The sequence below is a fragment of the Ciceribacter sp. L1K22 genome, assembly GCF_017599385.1.
Lineage (GTDB): Bacteria > Pseudomonadota > Alphaproteobacteria > Rhizobiales > Rhizobiaceae > Allorhizobium.
This window is the reverse complement of sequence record NZ_JAGFPK010000001.1, coordinates 1,667,627-1,686,624: the sequence shown is the minus strand read 5'-3', so window position 1 is coordinate 1,686,624 and position 18,998 is coordinate 1,667,627. Positions and strand designations below refer to the sequence as shown.

Below are 18,998 nucleotides of genomic sequence, written 5' to 3'. Positions count from 1 at the left end.
GAGATGGACGCCGCACTGCCTGTAGAGCGGAGAAGGTCTGACGTTCCCGCCTGAACGAAATCTGTCGCTGGGGCTTCCCTTTTTGAGGACAATGAAAAATTTGCGCTTGCGCCACGAAGGTCAACAGACTAAGTGGATCGTGCTCTTTGAGCAGGTCGGGGCGTAGCGCAGCCCGGTAGCGCACTTGACTGGGGGTCAAGGGGTCGTGGGTTCGAATCCCGCCGCCCCGACCATTAAAATCTTGATATTCCAGTCACACATGAGTTTAGTCACCGGGGACCGCGTCGAGGTGCGATGCGCGTTGAAACTTGCTTTTTCAACTTAGTGGGCTTTCAGTTTCTTAGAGCCCGAAGACGCCTCAGCCTCGCGGGTAGCATTCCCCAAAAAGAACGGCGCTCGATATCAGGCGTTATGACATGGAGCCCCACCAGTCGACGTCCGGCATTGGTCAGTGCGACGCCAACGCTTACGCCCCACCCTCCGCTATCGGCGGATATCAATACAAAGCCCTGCTTTTCTGCATCTCTAACGACATGGTCAAGTCCGTCTTCCGTGACAGACATTTCCCCACCGGCATCAGCAACACGTTGCACGAAGCCGAGAACTTCCGATTTCACTTTCACAGACAAACCATCTCCCCACTTGCCGACCGGATACATCTCGGGGACCGCGGGGCATGTCAACTCGGTGAAGCAATTACTTCCGAAAATGGTCGCCTAGACGTCGCTTTGCGGTCGGGTGGTGTCGCTTCGGAGTTTGGATGTCTGACACCGTGTTTTTGGATTGAAGTCTCAGCGCACCTGATCGAGAAGACGTTTGCACTCGAGAAGATCATAGAGGGCCTCCTGAAGCAGTGCCCTGTCTTCTCTACCCACGGCCTGGCCTGCCGGCGGCGCAACGAAGCTGTCATCCTCATTGTTGCCGCTGCCGAAGCCAAAGAAACGTCCACTGACCTTTGCCTTCGCTCGACCGACAATCTGGTCATCCTCAGGCCCCGTCGCCAATCGCGGCTCGTCGACCTTAGCTGGCGTTGCCGCGACAAGCGCCTCCATAGTCGCAAGGTCGCCGCTGGCGATCGCCATCACGAACTTGTTTCCATTGGTCTTCAGAAGCTTCTGTACGCCCTTGATCGTGTACCCTTGATCATAGAGCAGATGCCGTATCCCCTTGAGCAGCTCGACATCGTCAGGCCGATAGTAACGGCGGCCACCGCCACGCTTGAGCGGCTTTATCTGGGGAAAGCGGGTTTCCCAGAAGCGCAATACGTGCTGCGGCAGGTCGAGGTCGTCAGCAACCTCGCTGATGGTCCTAAACGCGTCTGGGCTCTTGTCCACGCTGCTGACCTCGATGATGCGAGTAAAGACGGTCGCACTCCTGCGACTCACGGCATCATTTCAACGATTTACCGGCGGTAATTCAAGTCACGCATCACACTCAGAGGAGGTTTCCCTCAACTTGTCGGGGATTGTGGCTTCTGCTTGGCCTTTCGCGCCGTATGGGCACGCAGGATGCGCTGCTTCAAGACGTTCGACGCCTTGAAGGTCATCACGCGACGCGGAGAAATCGGAACCTCTTCGCCGGTCTTGGGATTGCGGCCGATACGCTCGTTCTTGCTGCGGACTTGAAACGTGGCGAAGGAGGACAGTTTTACAGTCTCTCCACGCACGATCGCGTTGCAGATCTCGTCGATGACGGTCTCAACCAGTTCCGCCGATTCGGTGCGGGACAATCCTACCTTGCGAAAGACGGACTCCGCCAAATCTGCCCGCGTCACTGTCTTCCCGGCCATTGCTCTCCGCCCGTATTTATAAAGGTGATCGTATGAAAGCGCTGTGAGAGTATTGTCCTTGCAGCGGACGGTCAAGCGCTTGTTCGAAATCCTTAATTTCGACTCCGCACCCTTACCAGCGCAACAGCACAGCGCCCCACGTGAAGCCTCCACCCATGGCCTCCAGCAGCACAAGATCGCCCCTCTTGATGCGGCCATCCGCGCCCGCAGTGGCAAGAGCGAGCGGAATGGACGCCGCGGACGTATTCCCATGCTGGTCGACCGTCACCACGACCTTTTCCGGCGGTATTCCGAGTTTCTTGGCAGAGCCATCGATAATGCGCTTGTTCGCCTGATGCGGCACGAGCCAGTCAACGTCCGCCGCGCTGATCCCGGTTGCCTCGAACGATTGTTCGATGACGTCTGTAATCATGCCGACGGCATGTTTGAACACCTCGCGGCCTTCCATCCTCAGGTGGCCGACTGTCCCCGTGGTCGACGGCCCGCCGTCGACATAGAGCTTTTCCTTGTGAGAGCCGTCAGAGCGAAGCTGGGATGTGAGAATCCCGCGATCGGCAAGTCCTCCCTGCCCTTCCTGAGCCTCAAGAACAATCGCACCCGCCCCGTCGCCAAACAGCACGCATGTGGTGCGATCGGTCCAGTCCAGAATGCGGGAGAACGTTTCCGCACCTATGACCAGGACACGTTTCGCCATGCCACCTCGGATATAGAGGTCGGCTGTGGCGACGGCGTACACAAAGCCGGAGCACACAGCCTGCACATCAAAGGCGAAGCCGTGCGTAATACCAAGCCTGTTCTGGATATTCACCGCGGTGGCCGGAAAGGTATTGTCCGGCGTGGAGGTGGCGCAAATAATCAGATCAACATCTTCGGCGGACAGACCAGCGTTCGTCAAAGCGGCCCGAGCCGCATCCGCACCAAGCGATGCCGTCGTCTCGCCCTCACCGGCTATATAACGCTGGCGGATACCTGTCCGCTGCACGATCCATTCGTCGGATGTCTCGACCATGCTTTCCAGTTCACGGTTGCTCAACACCCGTTTCGGAAGCGCTGCTCCGAAACCACGCACTACAGAGCGGATCATGTCTTTGATACCTCGTCTATCATGCAGCCTCCGGCCCCGCATTGGACGGGTGCCGGGCATGATATTTTTTAAGATCATTTTCGATTTTTTGAGTGAGGCCATTGCGGGCCATATCGTAGCCAACGTCGATGGCGGCCGCGAACCCTTCCGCGTCCGTACCCCCATGGCTCTTGATGACGATACCGTTCAGACCAAGGAAAACGCCGCCGTTGACCTTGCGCGGATCCATCTTTTCGCGAAGGCGATCAAACGCACCTTTGGCCAGGATATAGCCGATCTTCGCAAGAAGCGTCCGCGACATCGCGGAGCGGAGATACTGGGCGATCTGGCGCGCGGTTCCCTCCGCCGTCTTCAGGGCGATATTGCCGGTGAAGCCTTCGGTGACGACCACGTCCACGGTTCCCTTGCCAAGGTCGTCGCCTTCGACGAAGCCGTAGTAATCCATGGTATCGAGGCCGGCCTCGCGGATGAGGCGCCCGGCTTCCTTGACCTCTTCCTGACCCTTGATCTCCTCAACACCAACGTTGAGAAGGCCGACGAGAGGCCTATCAAGATCGAACAGCGCTCGCGCCATGGCGCCGCCCATCAGGGCGAAATCCAGCAGTTGCTGGGCATCGGCACCAATTGTCGCCCCGACATCGAGAACGATGCTCTCGCCCTTCAAGGTCGGCCAGATGGCTGCGATCGCCGGTCTCTCGACGTTGGCCATCGTCCGCAGGCAGAATTTCGACATCGCCATCAGCGCACCGGTATTGCCGGCAGAAACAACGACATCGGCCTGCCCGGTCTTCACGGCCTCGATCGATCGCCACATGCTGGACACATATCGGCCGCGCCTTAGTGCCTGGCTCGGCTTTTCGTCCATACCCACGGCGACTTCGCAGTCGTGGAACACCGATTTCTCCCGCAGCTTTGGATAGGCTGCAAGGATACCCTCGCATCTGGCCTTCTGGCCGAACAGCAGGAAATTAACGTCGGGATGACGCTCAAGAGCCTTGGCCGCACCTGGAATGACGACTTCCGGGCCGAAGTCACCGCCCATTGCGTCGAGAGAAATTCTGATCACGCTCGCCTGATCCTCCTGCGTCGCCCCGTGGGCGAAATTTCGGCCAAAATAGCCGTTTTCAGATGCCACACAACCGCTTTGTCACCGGTTTTCGGCACCTCTCCGCCCCATTCAGTCGTTTTTCCAGTCTTTCAGCACGGCAAATGGCGAGGGTTTGCGATTTTCCACAGCGTCGTCCTCGACATGGGCTACAAACTCGACACCCGGCTTCTTCGGATAGGGATCGATGGAGAGGGCAGCGAATTCGCTGACAAGCGCGCCGGCGTCGATCGTGTCTCCCGAAAAGGACTCCGGCAGGTCGGGACCGTCGGGATCTAGAACCATCTCGGCCGATTCTTCCGTCACGATGCGCGCCAGTTTCGACCCCTCAGGGACGTAGATTTGATCTATGTCCGAATCAATGCGGGAAACAACGGGATCCAAGGTAACGACGCAAGCCTGAACGATTTCTCCGGAAACGCGACCGCGAATCCTCACGCCATCCTTCTTCCAGCGCGCAATCTGCAGCTCGGCCGAAAGACTGTTGACCCCTTCGATGTTCCATAGTTTGGCCAGAGCGTTCCGTTCCCGCTCATCCGCCTCGACTCGCACCTGGACCGGATTGGCCGAAATATGTCCTACCTTCACCAGATAGGAAAAAGGCGCCCTGTCGTGAGGGATATTGTCATTCGTCATCGTTACGCGCTCCGGGGAGGCAAAAGCGACAGTTTGCCTGCCGTCACATCATCTTCGGGCCGACTGGCAAGGTAGCCGTCCATCTTCATCATCCAGTCCGCCAAACCATTCATATCGGGGGCTTGGGCACCTGGTTCGGGATATATATTGCGCCGGAGCGCCTCTGCCAACATTGGCCGATCACCCGTGTCGAGGGCAGCGGCATAGGCTTCGAGCCGGCCGTAAAACATTCCGGCCAGTTTCTTCATGCGCTTGGGCACGCCCTGGTCGCCGACACCGAGCTCGCGGATGGAATGATCGACGTCCTGAAAAAAGGCGTCGACGATCTCCTGCGCCAGTTCCTGACCGCTCCGCTCCGAGCTTCGGGTCCTGCGAAAAAACAGGATCATTACGGCAGACAGCATCTCGAAACGGCCCATGACAGTGTCCGGAACGTTCAGGTCAGTGTAGAAGAAAGGATCACGCGCCATCGAGGTCAGCGCCGAGTACTGACGATCGACGATGATGCGGTTGTTCTTTTTCTGCCGTAGAAACCCAAAAATCATCGAGGAACCCAAAATCCGGCTGACAGACGGCCGTCCCGTCCCCATGGCGTTGTTGCATGATTGCGAAAGCTGGTTTACCGAAGCAGGCGTGAATTGCAATGCCAGAGCCGACGCGCAGATTGCGGCATCCGGATCACACGGTCGAATATGGCGATCGCGCGTCCCCGGAAAGGCCATAATGATATGCGCAACAAGCGGAGGCCGGACCTTGGCCTTCGTGCATCATGGGAGACGTGTGCTTGATAATGCGGTATTTCAACCCCAAAAATAATGCGTTCCGCTCTACGGCACTTGCGCTCACCTTGTCCGGGCTCGCCCTTGCGGGTTGCAACAGCAATTCGCTGCAGATGAGCGAGACCTTCCACAACGGATACGTGGTCGATGAACAGGCGCTGGCGCTCGTGCCCGTCGGTTCGAGCCGCGAACAGGTCGTCCTGTCGCTTGGCACGCCGTCGACGACGCAAACCTTCGACGGCGAAGGCGAGGTCTTCTACTATATTTCCCAGACCCGGAAACGCTCCGTCGCGTTCATGAAGCAACGCCTGGTCGATCAGCATATCCTGGCGATCTATTTCGACAAGGATGGCGTCGTCAGCCAGCGGGCGGACTACACGCTCCAGGACGGAAAGGTGTTCGACAACATTTCGCGCACGACGCCAACCGGCGGCAAGGACCTCACTTTCCTTCAGCAAATTCTGTCGGGCGGTGGTGGCGCTGCCAGCTCGGTGAGAAACATTTTCGGCGGCAGCTAAACGGTCTGCGGAATATCTGCTCACAAAAAAACCGCGGACCGAAATCCGCGGTTTTCTTTTGATCCGTTTTCCTGTCTTAGCCGGCGAGGATCGCCAGCAGCAGCAGAGCCACGATATTGGTGATCTTGATCGCCGGGTTGACCGCAGGACCTGCCGTATCCTTGTAAGGGTCTCCAACCGTATCACCGGTCACTGAGGCTTTGTGCGCATCGGAGCCCTTCAGATGGCGCACCCCGTCCTTGTCAACGAAGCCGTCCTCGAAGCTTTTCTTCGCATTGTCCCAGGCGCCGCCGCCCGAGGTCATGGAGATCGCCACGAACAGGCCGTTGACGATCACGCCAAGAAGCGACGCTCCAAGGGCCGCGAAGGCCGACGCCTTTGAGCCGGATACGAACAGCACGCCGAAGTAGACGACGATCGGCGCCAGTACAGGCAACAGCGAGGGGATGATCATTTCCCGGATCGCCGCCTTGGTCAGCATATCGACCGCACGACCGTAGTCTGGCCGTTCGGTGCCCTGCATGATTCCAGGCTTGTCCTTGAACTGGCGGCGAACCTCCTCGACGATTGAGCCTGCAGCACGGCCGACCGCCGTCATGGCGATGCCGCCGAAGAGGTAGGGAATCAATCCACCGAAGATCAGGCCCGCGACGACATACGGGTTCGACAGATCGAACGAGATGTTGCCGAGGTCAGCGAAATACGGATAGTCCGCCGGATTTGCCGCATAGTAGCGCAGGTCGAAGGAATAGGCGGCAAACAGCACCAGCGCGCCGAGGCCTGCCGAACCGATCGCATAGCCTTTGGTCACCGCCTTGGTGGTGTTCCCGACAGCGTCGAGCGCATCGGTCGACTTGCGCACCTCTGGCGGCAGGTGGCTCATCTCGGCGATACCACCGGCGTTATCCGTCACGGGACCGAAGGCATCCAGCGCGACGATCATGCCAGCGAGGCCGAGCATGGTGGTCACCGCAATCGCCGTGCCGAAAAGGCCTGCCAGCAGATAGGTGAAAATGATGCCTCCGACGATGACGATTGCCGGCAAGGCCGTCGATTCCAGAGAAACAGCCAGACCCTGGATGACGTTGGTGCCGTGACCGGTGACCGATGCCTGGGCGATGGAGTTGACCGGCCGCTTGTTGGTTCCGGTGTAGTATTCCGTGATGACAACGATCAGCGCCGTGACGACAAGGCCAAGGATGCCGCACAGGAAGAGGTTCCAGCCGGTTATGTCGGTCGCGCCAACGACACCGACTGAGCCCCAGCCAATGGTCAGCGATGTTGCCGCGCCCAGTCCCACGATGGACAAGAGGCCGGTGACGATCAGGCCCTTATATAGAGCGCCCATGATGGAACCATTTGCGCCGAGTTTGACGAAGAAGGTGCCGACGATCGACGTCACGATGCACGCGGCGCAGATGGCCAACGGGTAAAGCATCGCCGTCTCGACGACCGCCGTACCGGCGAAGAAAATCGCCGCCAGAACCATCGTCGCGACCACGGAGACCGCATAGGTTTCGAAAAGGTCGGCCGCCATGCCGGCGCAATCGCCGACGTTGTCACCGACATTGTCGGCGATGGTGGCGGGATTGCGTGGATCGTCCTCGGGGATGCCGGCCTCGACCTTTCCGACAAGGTCACCGCCCACATCCGCACCCTTGGTGAAGATGCCGCCGCCGAGACGAGCAAAGATCGAGATCAACGAAGCGCCGAACCCGAGCGCCACGAGCGCATCGATGACTTCACGAGACGAGCTGGCGTGGCCTAGCACAGATGTCAGGATGAGGTAATAAATTGAGACGCCGAGCAAAGCGAGGCCCGCGACCAGCATACCTGTGATCGCGCCGGATTTGAAGGCGATATCCAGGCCGGCTGCAAGACTCTGCGATGCTGCCTGTGCCGTCCGCACATTTGCCCGCACCGAAACATGCATCCCGATAAAACCTGCGACGCCCGAAAGAACCGCTCCGATCAGGAAGCCAAAAGCCGCGGTGGCGGACAACAGGACCCATGCCGCGATAAACACGACCGCGCCGACGATGGCAATCGTCATATATTGTCTGGTCAAATAAGCCTGCGCACCTTCGCGGATGAAACCCGCGATTTCCTGCATGCGCGCGTTGCCCTGATCGGCTGCTAGAACCGATCGTGTCGCCCAGATCGCGTACACGACCGATAGCAAACCGCACAGGATTACGCCTAAGGTAATCGTCATTCGCAATACCCTCCCGTATTGCCCGCGCCTCACTCATCGCGGGCGAACTTATCCGGACCCGACTCCCCCTCAGAAGCCGCCGGACGGGGGCGAGATTGCGTCGCGGTTTCCTTTGCGTCAAGCCCTGCCCAGCGAACCGATCAGAAGGGGGTCAAGCGGCTGCCTTGCGTGTGGAGGCACGCATCTGGAGGAAGACGAGGACAAGGCACGTGATGGCCACGGGCCATATGACGAAGTTCATGACAGACCAGCCGTAAGCGGTGAAGACCTTGCCGGAGGAGAACGACGACAGAGCGACAGTGCCGAACAGGATAATGTCGTGGAAGCCCTGAACCTTGTCTGCCTCCTGAGGACGATAGCTGGAAGCTACGATGGCGGTCGCACCAATGAAGCCGAAGTTCCAGCCGACCCCCAGCAGGATCAGGGCGAGCCAGAAATTCCACAGCTCAACGCCCATATGGGCGACAATGGCGCAAGCGATCAGGATGAGCAGGCCCATCGCAACGACCTTCTCGGTTCCGAACCGCGAAATCAGCATGCCGGTGAAGAAGCTCGGCGCGAACATGGCGATCACGTGCCACTGGATACCGAGTGTGGCGAGCTCGCTGGAAAAACCGCAACCAACCACCATTGCCAGCGGTGCCCCGGTCATCATGAACGTCATCAGCGCATAGGAGCTTATGCCGCAGATCATCCCCGTGATGAACCGCTGAGTCAGCACGATTTCCCCAAGAGACCGGCTGGGCAGACCATCGGCTGAACCGGCTGTGACATTGGCGGGAAGCTTCAGGAACGAGAGAACGCCGATGGCAAGCAGCATCAGCGGCACAAGACCGACGAAGGCCCCCGCGAAGGTGACCGGCGCCATCGCATCCTTCAGCCAGATCGCGAGCTGGGGACCGACAATCGCAGAGACGATACCGCCGGCCAAGATCCACGAGATTGCCTTGCCCTTGTAGAAACTCGGCGAAGCGTCCGCAGCCGCAAAGCGAATTTTCTGCGTAAAGCCGCCGGAGAGGCCGATCATCACCAATCCGCTTACAAAGACCCAGAAGTTTCCCTGAAACAGGGCAAAAGCGGCCAGCATCCCACCGAGCGCACCCATCAGCGCGCCGAACATGAAACCATGCTTGCGGCCAAAAAAACGCGCGGTGGCGGCTACGAGGATCGCTCCGAGGGCGACGCCGATATTGAACCCGGTGAGTGGAGCAGTCGCGAGCGACTTGTCAGCGCCAAGAAGCTGGAAGCCGGCCAGGCCGCCGACGGAAAACGCCATCGGAGCGGCGGAGCCGAGGATGGCCTGCGCTACGGTCAGAATTGCCACGTTGCGCCGCGCTTCGCCGAAGCGCGCGTCCATACCCGTCTGATCCGCAGTCGCCATTCGTGCCGTCCTGTCAGCCCTGCCGAACCTGCTTGGCAATCCTGTCCAAAACCGCGTTGACCAGCTTCGGCTCGTCTTCCTCGAAGAAGGCGCGGGCAATATCCACGTACTCGGTAACGATCACAGCCACAGGCACGTCCTTGCGCTCCAGGAGCTCGAACGTGCCCGCGCGCAGGATCGCGCGGACGGTGCTGTCGATGCGCGAGAGCGCCCAGTCGTCCTGGAGGGACTGGTTGATCAAGGGGTCGATGGATTTCTGGTCGCGCACGACACCGGACACGATCGAGCGGAACCACGAGGGATCAGCCTTCAGATAGGTGTCGCCGTCGAGTTCCTGTCCCAACCGGTGCGTTTCGTACTCCGCTACGATTTCGAGCACGCCGCTTCCACCGACATCCATCTGATAAAGGGCCTGTACGGCTGCCAATCGGGCTGCACCGCGCTGGTTTGCGGGCTTCACGCCGGAATTCTTGTCGTCGCCGCTCATGGTTAGCCGCTCAGTTTCTTTTTCAGTTCGATCATTGTCAATGCAGCGCGGGCCGCGAACCCGCCCTTGTCCTTATCGGTTCGGCGCGCCCTAGCCCAGGCCTGCTCGTCGTTCTCCACCGTGAGAATTCCGTTGCCGATTGGCAGAGACTCCGACACGGCGAGGTCCATCAGGGCACGCGAGGATTCGTTCGCGACAATATCGAAGTGGTAGGTCTCTCCACGGATCACCATGCCGAGTGCGACAAACCCGTCATACTCCGTTCCGCCGTTGTCGGCACCGTCAAGCGCCATGGAAATCGCGGCCGGCACTTCGAGTGCGCCGGGAACAGTGACGATGTCATACGTTGCACCGACCTCATCGAGCGCGGCCTTCGCCCCCTCGAGCAGTGCATCGGACATGTCGTCGTAGAACCTTGCCTCGACGATCAGGAGATGCGGTGCGGATTTTCTGTTCGGCATGACCAGACCTTTTCGAACATGCGACGGAGTGCTTCGGGCCCCGGAGAGATCGCGGTCAAACCACGGCGAGCCATGAATGGCAAGTGTTTTTAGGCCCCGCGCGGCCAAATGCGGCTGGCCTAAGCCATAACCTTATCCAAAGCCCCCTGAACGCCTGGTTTTCCGAGGCCCAGGTCCGCCACAAACGTGTCAAATTCCGGGCACCCCAAATGAACAATTTTTAATTATATTTCAGCTTGTTACGCCCTAAAAACGCGGCATCCGCGGCGCTATCTCAACAATGCAAGCGGGACACGCCTTGATGCGCCTCCCACTGGCTTCATTGAAAAGGAGAAAGACAATGAACCGCTTTGCAAAATTCACATCCGCTACCATCATCAGCGTAACCTCGATCGCCGGAGCAAGCTTCGCCGCCAACGCAGCGCAGAATCTCGATGCGACGATCGCCCACATGAAGAACCCGAAATTCACGGTCGAGACTGTCGACAGCCTTGACCGGAACAATCCGGACAGGGTGGCTCTTGAAGCGAAGAGCCCGACATCGGCGGAGGCACACGCACTGCAGGCCTCGATCATCGCAAACAAAAAGCTCAGCGGAGCGTTGAAGGCGCAAAAGGTGGAGATTGGCAACATCGTCGGCGCCGAGAAGGCAGCTGACGGCGGCCTGACCTTCTACGTTCGCTGAAACCGGACACACAGATAAAATAACCGCACCTCCCCGGCACATCCGGGGAGGTGTTGCCGTCTCTGACGGAACCAAATCCTTCCATCGACTGTTGTTAGGGCGGCGAACACCTGCGGGTGTCACTTAACAACAGGAGGCTTATATGTTTCGAGGATTGTTGCTCTGGCTGATCGGTATTCCGCTTCCGATCGTTATCGTGCTCTATTTCCTTTTCCTGCGCTAAAAACGCAGAAGCGCTACCGTTTTGAAGCTGGAAATTCGGCGAGGCGGGCTGCATAGCGTGCCATCGTATCCACCTCAAAATTCACCATATCGCCAGCCTTTCGTTCGCCCCACGTCGTAACGTCGAGCGTATGGCGGATGAGCAAGACGTCGAAGTCGCAACCGTCAACCGCGTTGACGGTCAGCGAGGTGCCGTCAAGAGCGACCGATCCCTTCGGGGCAACGAATCGCGCAAGCGTTTCAGGGACACGCAGGCGAAAGCGCGTCGCATCCCCTTCCGCCACAACAGATATGATCTCTGCCGTGCCGTCGACGTGACCGGAAACGATATGACCACCCAACTCGTCGCCGATCTTCAGCGATCTCTCGAGGTTGATGCGCGTTCCGCTCGTCCATGAGCCTATCGTCGTGAGGCGCAAGGCTTCTTCCCACGCCTCCACCTCATACCAACGCTCGTTCGAGCCTTCATCGGGGAGCGCGGTCACCGTCAGGCAGGTACCGGAATGGGCGATGGACGCTCCCATGGCGATAGTTGTGGGATCGTAGGCTGTTTGGACCCGCAGGCGCACACCTTCATTGAGAGGTGTAACCGACTCGATCTTTCCCACATCGGTGACAATTCCGGTGAACATCAGGACGCTCTTTCATATTGCTGGAGAATATCCCCTCCGAGATCTTCCTGATGGAAAAGCTCGAAGCCGGCAGGAATATTGGTCCGCGAGACCGGCGATTCAATCCCGCCCGCACCGAGCGACACAGAACCGGTATAAAGATCGATCCGGTCAACATAATCCGCATCGAGAAAGGCTCGTGCAACGAACGCACCTCCCTCGACAACAAGGGTCGACAGACCACGCGCGGCCAGCTCGCCCAGCAATGAACGAAAATCGGCGACCGGCAACACCTCGACCCCGGCGGCCTGCAGGTCGGCGTGCTGTCGGGTGCCGGCGGCTTCGGGCTTACAAGCGACGATGACCGGCACCTGTCGGGCACTCTTGGCGAGCTTCGACGACAGCGGCAATCGCAACTGGCCGTCGAGTACGATCCGGACGGGGGATCGGTCTTCAAGATCAGGTAGCCGAACCGTCAACTCCGGATCGTCCGCAATCACGGTGCCGATGCCGACCAGGATAGCATCGCTGACCGATCGCAACCGGTGAACCTCGGCGCGCGCGGCCGGGCCGGTGATCGCTACCTGCCCTGCGCGGCGCCGGCCGATCATGCCGTCTTGTGAAACGGCAAGCTTCAGAATCACTTGCGGGCGCTTTTTCGTCTGGCGCGAGAGGTAGCCGGCGAGCGCACGCCGCGCTTCCTTTTCCAGAACACCGGTGGTCACCTCGACGCCGGCATCAATGAGCAGCTTCAGCCCCCGTCCGGCGACGCGCTCGTCCGGATCGACCAGCGCGATCACAGCGCGCTTGATGCCGGCCGCGATCAGCGCGTTTGCGCAAGGGGGTGTCCGACCGTAGTGAGAGCAAGGTTCAAGCGTGACATAGGCCGTCGCTCCCCTGGCCTTTTCGCCGGCACCATCGAGTGCCTGTGTCTCGGCATGAGGACGACCGCCGACCGCCGTTACCGCGCGACCCACGACCTCTCCATGGCTGACGATGAGACATCCCACCGAGGGATTGGTCGAGGTCTGGCCAAGATGTTCAAGAGACAGGCTTATCGCCTCGGCCATAAAACGCTCGTCCTCAGGACGCACGCTCACGCCTACTCAATCCCGCTGTCACGCGAGATCTTGGCGCTGATCTCCTTGATCAGGTTCTCGAAGTCCTCGGCGTGGGAAAAGTCGCGATAGACCGACGCATAGCGCACGAAGCCGACGTCGTCGAGGCTCTTCAGCGCTTCGAGCACCTGAAGGCCGATCTCCTCGGAGGAAATCTCGGTCTCTCCCGAGCTTTCCAGGCGACGGACAATCCCGGAGACCGCACGCTCGATGCGTTCATTGTCGATCGGCCGTTTTCGCAGGGCAATCTGGAATGAACGTACAAGCTTGTTGCGATCGAAGAGAACCTTGCGCCCCGTCTTCTTGACCACCATCAGTTCACGCAACTGAACGCGCTCAAAAGTCGTGAAGCGGCCACCACAGTCCGGGCAGATACGCCGCCGGCGGATGGAGGTATTGTCTTCCGCCGGGCGTGAATCCTTCACTTGCGTATCGTCGGAGCCGCAGAACGGGCATCGCATATTGCTTCAGACCCTCACATGTAGGGATACATCGGGAAGCGGTCCGTCAGGGCGACGACCTTGTCCCGAACGGCCGCCTCGACGGCGGCATTGCCTTCATCGGAATTGGCGACCTTCAGACCATCGAGAACCTCGACGATCAGGTTGCCGATTTCGGTGAATTCCGCTTCCTTGAAGCCGCGGGTCGTACCGGCCGGCGTACCGAGACGGATGCCGGAGGTGACGAAGGGCTTTTCCGGGTCGAAGGGGATGCCGTTCTTGTTGCAAGTGATGTAGGCGCGGCCGAGGCCGGCTTCCGCACGCTTGCCGGTGGCGTTCTTCTTGCGCAGGTCGACCAGCATCAGGTGGTTGTCGGTGCCGCCCGAGACGATGTCGAGGTTCTGCTTGATCAGGGTCTCGGCCAGCGCCTTCGCGTTCTTGACGACCTGCGCGGCATAGTCCTTGAATTCCGGCTGCAGCGCTTCGCCGAAGGCAACGGCCTTGGCGGCGATGACATGCATCAGCGGGCCGCCCTGGAGGCCCGGGAAAACGGCCGAGTTGAACTTCTTCGCCAGATCCTCGTCGTTGGTGAGGATCATGCCGCCACGCGGGCCGCGCAGCGACTTGTGCGTTGTGGAGGTCGCGACATGGCAGTGCGGGAACGGCGACGGATGCTGGCCACCGGCGACGAGACCCGCGATATGGGCCATGTCGACCATCAGGTAAGCGCCGACTTCGTCAGCGATCTCGCGGAAGCGCTTCCAGTCCCAGATGCGGGAGTAAGCGGTACCGCCGGCGATGATCAGCTTCGGCTTGTGGGTGCGGGCCTTTTCGGCAACGTCATCCATATCGAGCTGGTGATCGTCTTCACGAACGCCGTAGGAGACGACGTTGAACCACTTGCCGGACATGTTGACCGGGGAACCGTGGGTCAAGTGACCGCCCGAGTTCAGGTCGAGGCCCATGAAGGTGTCGCCCGGCTGCAAGAGCGCCAGGAAGACCGCCTGGTTCATCTGCGAACCGGAGTTCGGCTGAACGTTGGCGAAGTTGACGCCAAAGAGCTTCTTGGCGCGCTCGATCGCGAGTTCTTCCGCGATGTCGACGAACTGGCAGCCGCCATAGTAGCGCTTGCCCGGATAGCCTTCCGCATACTTGTTCGTCATGATCGAGCCCTGAGCCTCGAGCACGGCGCGGGAAACGATGTTTTCAGAGGCGATCAGCTCGATCTCGTGGCGTTGGCGACCAAGTTCCTTCTCGATCGCGCCAAAGATTTCCGGATCGGATTCGGCAAGCGGACGGGAGAAGAAGGCATCGGAATTCGACATGTCGCAGGCTCCTCGAAGGGTTGATGCTGAGGGGTCTTAGCGTTCCGTTCGTTGGAGGGCAATACGGGACGCGACATTTGCCGATCAAAGAACGATGTCGCAAACGACAATGCCTGACGTCACGTGGCAAATGGCTTTCCGTCCTGGTCTCCGCCGGTGATGTCACCGTGTCGGCCAAGGACTGCGACAATTTGATCGAGATTGCGGATCGTGACATCGCTCTGCGCGAACGGGATGTCTATACCGTTCTCGTCGAACACGCGGTGTAGCGTGTAGAGGAGATCCGATCGGGTCCCGATTTCGGTTCCGACATCCTTCAGGAAGCATCGCAACTCGAATTCGAGAGCGTTATTGCCGAAGCGCATGAAGAAGACCTGCGGCTCCGGCTTTGACAGGATCGCCGGATGTTCCCTTGCGGCACTCAGCATGAGTTCCCTCGCCTTCCCGACGTCGCTGCCGTAGCCGATCCCGACGGGAACAATCATTCTCCCGACATGCGAGCTCAGCGTCATGTTCTTCACCGTTCCGGCCACCAGATCGGCGTTCGGTATGATGACATCGTGGCGATCAAAGGTTTCGATACGCGTGGAACGAACGGCGATCTTCTTCACGATGCCCGAAAACCCGGATACCTCGATCCAGTCGCCCTCCTTGATTGGCCGCTCGACGAGGAGGATAATGCCCGACACGAAGTTCGAGACGACGGCCTGCATGCCGAAGCCGACGCCGACTGACAAGGCGCCAGCGATGATCGCGAGATTGGAAAGATCAAGTCCAGCCGTTGAGATGGCCAATAGGGCAGAAACAATAATGCCGACATAGCCCAGACCGGTCCTGATTGCATTGCGTCCGCCGGGATCAATCCGCGTCCTCGGCAATACGATTCGGTCCACGATCCGCTGAATCCAGCGCGTAATGAAAAGGCCGATGAGGAACGTGATTGCCAGAACGACAAGGACCTCCGGCGAAAGCCTTACGCCGCCGAGGTCGAAACCTTCGCGGACGATGCGCCAGGCTTCCGACACATCGGACACCCGCGCACCCCACGTGAGCGCAAGTAGCGGGATGACCGCCAGGGTCAGGGCAAAACCGAGGAGGACCGAGACCAGTCCTGCGGTGGAGTTCGTGTCGCCGAGCGCCACGCGAACAGGGACCATGAGCGCGTGATGCACGATGTAAGCGAGACCCGCCAGCGCCAGGGTCCCAATGATGGGAGACATAACCTCGCTTCCGGCGGGAACGTAGCCGATCAACGCTCCCAAAAGCGAGACGACCGCCAATGCCTGTATCGCTCTTGCCAGGAACGCGAGGAATTCGGGCCCGAGGGGCGTATCGTCCTCCGCTTGTAAGGCGGTTCGCCTCTCAGCTGCAACCGCAAGCAAGACACGCGACAAGCCAGCCAACACGATGCAGCCGACGAGGATGCTGAAGCCCTTCAGCACCGATATACTGGCCGGAGCGAAGGAGAAGTCTTCCGCCGCACCGTCGACGATGGCTTCCTGTGTCAACGCGAGCCCAAAAACCATAGCCAGCCAGTAGCAAGTTCGAGCGAGGCGGTCACTCAGTTCGACCAGACGAATCGAAGGCTGATTGGGCGCAAACAGGATATTGGCGATCCAGTTCATCAACACCAGACCCAGGGCGCCGGCCAGTACCCCGCCTGTCAAATTGACGGCGGTGGTAGGGCCGATGTCCATAAGAACGACGGCAACAATGAACAAAGCGGCGCCCGAGGTCGAAAGGACAAGCCGGAGAAGGTGAACCAGTGCAGCGCGCAGAAAAAAGCGGCCCGAACCAGGCCGTCCCCTCACCGCCCGCTCCAGCCTAACGAGCAGGACGTGGCCGAGCCAAAGCGGAAACAGTATGGCGCTGGCAATGAGAAGCAATGCCGGAACCAGTCGCTCCGACGTGAAATCTACATCCGTTCCCGTGAGCCGCAAGCTGCGACGGGTGTCGACCGCAATGCCTTCCATGTAACGGGCGAGGTCGGCGCCCGCTGACGTCCAGCTCGATGGATTGAGTGGAGACGGTCCGCGTTCGAGAAGATCGGAGGCCGAGCGGGAGCGGACGAGCCTGTCAATCTCCTCGATCAACACATTGGCGCGGGCATAGGCCTGCCTTGCCGAAAGAACGGGGTCTTCCGCCAGAGCGAGCGCGTTCGTAAGTGCCTCGCGGCGGCTCGCCACGTTGGCCGGTTCGCTTCCATCCTTTCCAGGTGGCGCTCCCAGCGTCAGAAGTTGCGCACGGATTGTCCGGACACTGATGCTGCCGCTGTTGGCCAGCGCCTCGGCTTCAGATCTCTGTCCGGCCAGTTCAGCCCGCAGTATTTCAAAGGCTTGCGTTGATGCCATGCCGCTCTGAAGAGCCTCTTCGGCCCTCTGGGCTGTCTGCTCCCAGGCATCGAACTTCGCCTGACGATCCTCAGTTGCAAATGCTTGTGCGAGAACGACCGTCAGCGCAGCGATGAGGCAAAGCATCCCCCGTGCGAGGGACAAAGCCGACATCGATCCAAAGCCGCAACCTCTCACGCCCACGCGCCATCCTCCGTTTCGCAACGAACGGCAATCAAGCAGAACGACCACCGCCCGGCAAGACGAGAGCTGCCGATATCCCTAAGCCGATCGTGGCTCAAGAAGCATATGATGGCGGCACAACGAGAAACGGCGCCCTCTCGGACGCCGTCAACTTGGGAATGTTCGCGCGTTTATTGAGGAAGGAGATCGTCTTCCACGGAACCGGAAATCTGCTCGACACCGATATTCGTCTGCAGCGCCAATTCCTGGTAGCCGTCGAGCTGATAGATGTCGTCGCGAAACTGAACGACACGGTCCTTGGCGGACCACGCGGTGATGTAGACGATATGAACAGGAACTTCCTGCGCAAGCGTGATCGGCGTGTTCACACGGCTCGCGATGACGCGCTCCATCTCCTGGCGCGACCAGCCCGGCGTCTCCTTCAGCAGCCAGACGTTCAGGTCGCGGACATTCTGGACGCGGATGCAACCGGAGGACTCGAAGCGAATGAGCTTGTTGAACAGCCCCTGCTGGGGCGTGTCGTGCATGTACTCGTTGTTCGGGTTGTGGAAGTTGATCTTCGTCGAGGACATCGCGTTGATCTTACCCGGATCCTGGCGGAACATCAGGTTCGGAGCCTTCTCCGCGTTCCAGTCGACCGTCTCCGGCGCCACTTCCTGACCGTTGCCGTCGAACAGCCTGATCTGGTTGCGCGTCAGATAGGTCGGATCCTTCCGCATCAATGGAACGATGTCCTTCTCAATGATCGAGCGGGGGGCGGTCCAGTAAGGGTTCAGAATAACTTCGTAGATCTTGGAGCTGATGGCATGCGTGGGGCGATCGATTCGACCGACGACCGCGGTGTTTCGCAGGGCAACACGGTCGTTTTCAACGGCTTCCACATAGGCAGCGGGAATATTGACCAACACATAGCGAGAGCCAAGGTCCGGCTTCATTTCCTGGAAGCGCTGCATGTTCTTGTTGAGTTGCTGCAGGCGGACGTCAGCCGAGACATTCATGGCCTTCAGCGTGAACTCGCCAAGCACGCCATCTTCCGGCAGACCGTGACGCGCCTGGAAGCGCTTTACTGCACCATCGACGTAAGAATCGAAGCTGTCGGAGACGCCGGCCGACCGAGCCAAGTCTCCCGATATCATCAGGCGCTGACGCAAGACACGGACGGAGGGATCGACGACACCGATCTTCAACTTGACACCCGGGTTTACCTGAGGCCAACCGCCATTTGCGACAATCGCCTGATAGTCGCCGATCGCCTGAAGCAAATTGAATTGGTTGCTTTCACTCAGGATCGGCGTGTTGGAATTGACTGCCGCGGTGACACGAGATGCCTTGGCATCGAACTGATCGTCCCAATTACCACGACGCGGCGCATTGATCACTTCGTCGATTGCGGTCTGAGCCATTGCGGTGCCGGCGACGGCCGACATAGCGGCTGTTGCGGCTCCGCGAAGCAAAGAGCGACGCGACAAGGCGACGAATTCGAACTTATGCGACATATTTCCTACCGTTTCCCGAGCAGTGAGACCCAAGCCATAAGATGGCGTGGTTAACAAACAACGCATTGGCCCGCGACCGTTTTACGACTGGGCATTGGCAGGGCTTTCCCCA

The 18,998-nt window shown here is 59.5% G+C and carries 18 protein-coding genes and 1 tRNA gene; 3 read left to right on the top strand and 16 right to left on the bottom strand.

What is annotated here, in order from left to right:
* Positions 1-156 precede the first annotated feature (156 nt).
* Positions 157-233: transfer RNA gene (locus tag J5J09_RS08450), tRNA-Pro, on the top strand.
* Positions 234-791: 558 nt separating this feature from the next.
* Here the strand turns inward: J5J09_RS08450 and J5J09_RS08445 are convergent.
* The 6 genes from J5J09_RS08445 to J5J09_RS08420 all read right to left on the bottom strand — a co-directional run bounded on the left by J5J09_RS08445 (position 792) and on the right by J5J09_RS08420 (position 5,159).
* Positions 792-1,334 carry a MerR family transcriptional regulator gene (locus tag J5J09_RS08445; protein ID WP_208553383.1) on the bottom strand — a complete coding sequence of 181 codons (543 nt, stop codon included), beginning with the start codon at positions 1,332-1,334 and terminating at the stop codon, positions 792-794.
* 116 nt (positions 1,335-1,450) lie between these two features.
* Positions 1,451-1,789 carry an integration host factor subunit alpha gene (locus tag J5J09_RS08440; protein WP_208549208.1) on the bottom strand — a complete coding sequence of 113 codons (339 nt, stop codon included), beginning with the start codon at positions 1,787-1,789 and terminating at the stop codon, positions 1,451-1,453.
* 112 nt (positions 1,790-1,901) lie between these two features.
* Complete coding sequence (locus tag J5J09_RS08435) at positions 1,902-2,873, bottom strand: beta-ketoacyl-ACP synthase III (RefSeq protein WP_208553374.1); 972 nt, start codon at positions 2,871-2,873, stop codon at positions 1,902-1,904.
* Positions 2,874-2,892: 19 nt separating this feature from the next.
* Positions 2,893-3,939, bottom strand: coding sequence for a phosphate acyltransferase PlsX (plsX, locus tag J5J09_RS08430; protein WP_208549207.1), 1,047 nt, complete (start codon positions 3,937-3,939; stop codon positions 2,893-2,895).
* 111 nt (positions 3,940-4,050) lie between these two features.
* Complete coding sequence (locus J5J09_RS08425) at positions 4,051-4,614, bottom strand: DUF177 domain-containing protein (protein ID WP_208549206.1); 564 nt, start codon at positions 4,612-4,614, stop codon at positions 4,051-4,053.
* Positions 4,615-4,616: 2 nt separating this feature from the next.
* Positions 4,617-5,159: a ubiquinol-cytochrome C chaperone family protein gene (locus J5J09_RS08420; protein WP_208553372.1), complete on the bottom strand. Its 543-nt coding sequence runs from the start codon at positions 5,157-5,159 to the stop codon at positions 4,617-4,619.
* A gap of 245 nt (positions 5,160-5,404) precedes the next feature.
* Between J5J09_RS08420 and J5J09_RS08415 the strand changes: the two genes are divergently transcribed.
* A complete protein-coding gene (locus J5J09_RS08415; protein ID WP_208553368.1) occupies positions 5,405-5,911 on the top strand; it encodes an outer membrane protein assembly factor BamE in 507 nt (168 codons plus the stop codon).
* 76 nt (positions 5,912-5,987) lie between these two features.
* Here J5J09_RS08415 and J5J09_RS08410 read toward each other — a convergent pair whose 3' ends face one another.
* The 4 genes from J5J09_RS08410 to J5J09_RS08395 form a co-directional block, all read right to left on the bottom strand.
* Positions 5,988-8,126 carry a sodium-translocating pyrophosphatase gene (locus J5J09_RS08410; RefSeq protein ID WP_208549205.1) on the bottom strand — a complete coding sequence of 713 codons (2,139 nt, stop codon included), beginning with the start codon at positions 8,124-8,126 and terminating at the stop codon, positions 5,988-5,990.
* Between the two features lie 151 nt (positions 8,127-8,277).
* Positions 8,278-9,507, bottom strand: coding sequence for an MFS transporter (locus J5J09_RS08405; RefSeq protein ID WP_208549204.1), 1,230 nt, complete (start codon positions 9,505-9,507; stop codon positions 8,278-8,280).
* Between the two features lie 13 nt (positions 9,508-9,520).
* Positions 9,521-9,994, bottom strand: a complete 474-nt coding sequence (gene nusB, locus J5J09_RS08400) for a transcription antitermination factor NusB (RefSeq protein ID WP_208549203.1) — start codon at positions 9,992-9,994, stop codon at positions 9,521-9,523.
* Between the two features lie 2 nt (positions 9,995-9,996).
* Positions 9,997-10,455 (bottom strand): 6,7-dimethyl-8-ribityllumazine synthase, encoded by a 459-nt coding sequence (locus J5J09_RS08395; RefSeq protein ID WP_208549202.1) that lies wholly within the window; start codon positions 10,453-10,455, stop codon positions 9,997-9,999.
* A 340-nt stretch (positions 10,456-10,795) separates the two neighbouring features.
* Between J5J09_RS08395 and J5J09_RS08390 the strand changes: the two genes are divergently transcribed.
* The gene (locus J5J09_RS08390) at positions 10,796-11,140 is read left to right on the top strand and encodes a hypothetical protein (RefSeq protein ID WP_208549201.1); all 345 of its coding nucleotides are present in this window, start codon (positions 10,796-10,798) and stop codon (positions 11,138-11,140) included.
* Between the two features lie 236 nt (positions 11,141-11,376).
* Here J5J09_RS08390 and J5J09_RS08385 read toward each other — a convergent pair whose 3' ends face one another.
* The 6 genes from J5J09_RS08385 to J5J09_RS08360 form a co-directional block, all read right to left on the bottom strand.
* A complete protein-coding gene (locus J5J09_RS08385) occupies positions 11,377-11,994 on the bottom strand; it encodes a riboflavin synthase (RefSeq protein WP_208549200.1) in 618 nt (205 codons plus the stop codon).
* Complete coding sequence (gene ribD / locus J5J09_RS08380) at positions 11,994-13,073, bottom strand: bifunctional diaminohydroxyphosphoribosylaminopyrimidine deaminase/5-amino-6-(5-phosphoribosylamino)uracil reductase RibD (protein WP_348646429.1); 1,080 nt, start codon at positions 13,071-13,073, stop codon at positions 11,994-11,996. The genes J5J09_RS08385 and ribD overlap by 1 nt, the downstream gene beginning before the upstream one ends.
* 2 nt (positions 13,074-13,075) lie before the next feature.
* Entirely contained in the window at positions 13,076-13,552 is a 477-nt protein-coding gene (gene nrdR, locus J5J09_RS08375) for a transcriptional regulator NrdR (RefSeq protein WP_208549199.1), read from the bottom strand.
* Between the two features lie 14 nt (positions 13,553-13,566).
* A complete protein-coding gene (gene glyA / locus J5J09_RS08370) occupies positions 13,567-14,856 on the bottom strand; it encodes a serine hydroxymethyltransferase (RefSeq protein ID WP_208549198.1) in 1,290 nt (429 codons plus the stop codon).
* Between the two features lie 119 nt (positions 14,857-14,975).
* Entirely contained in the window at positions 14,976-17,360 is a 2,385-nt protein-coding gene (locus tag J5J09_RS08365; protein ID WP_208549197.1) for a DUF3772 domain-containing protein, read from the bottom strand.
* A gap of 200 nt (positions 17,361-17,560) precedes the next feature.
* A complete protein-coding gene (locus tag J5J09_RS08360) occupies positions 17,561-18,886 on the bottom strand; it encodes a L,D-transpeptidase family protein (protein WP_208549196.1) in 1,326 nt (441 codons plus the stop codon).
* Between the last annotated feature and the right edge of the window lie 112 nt (positions 18,887-18,998).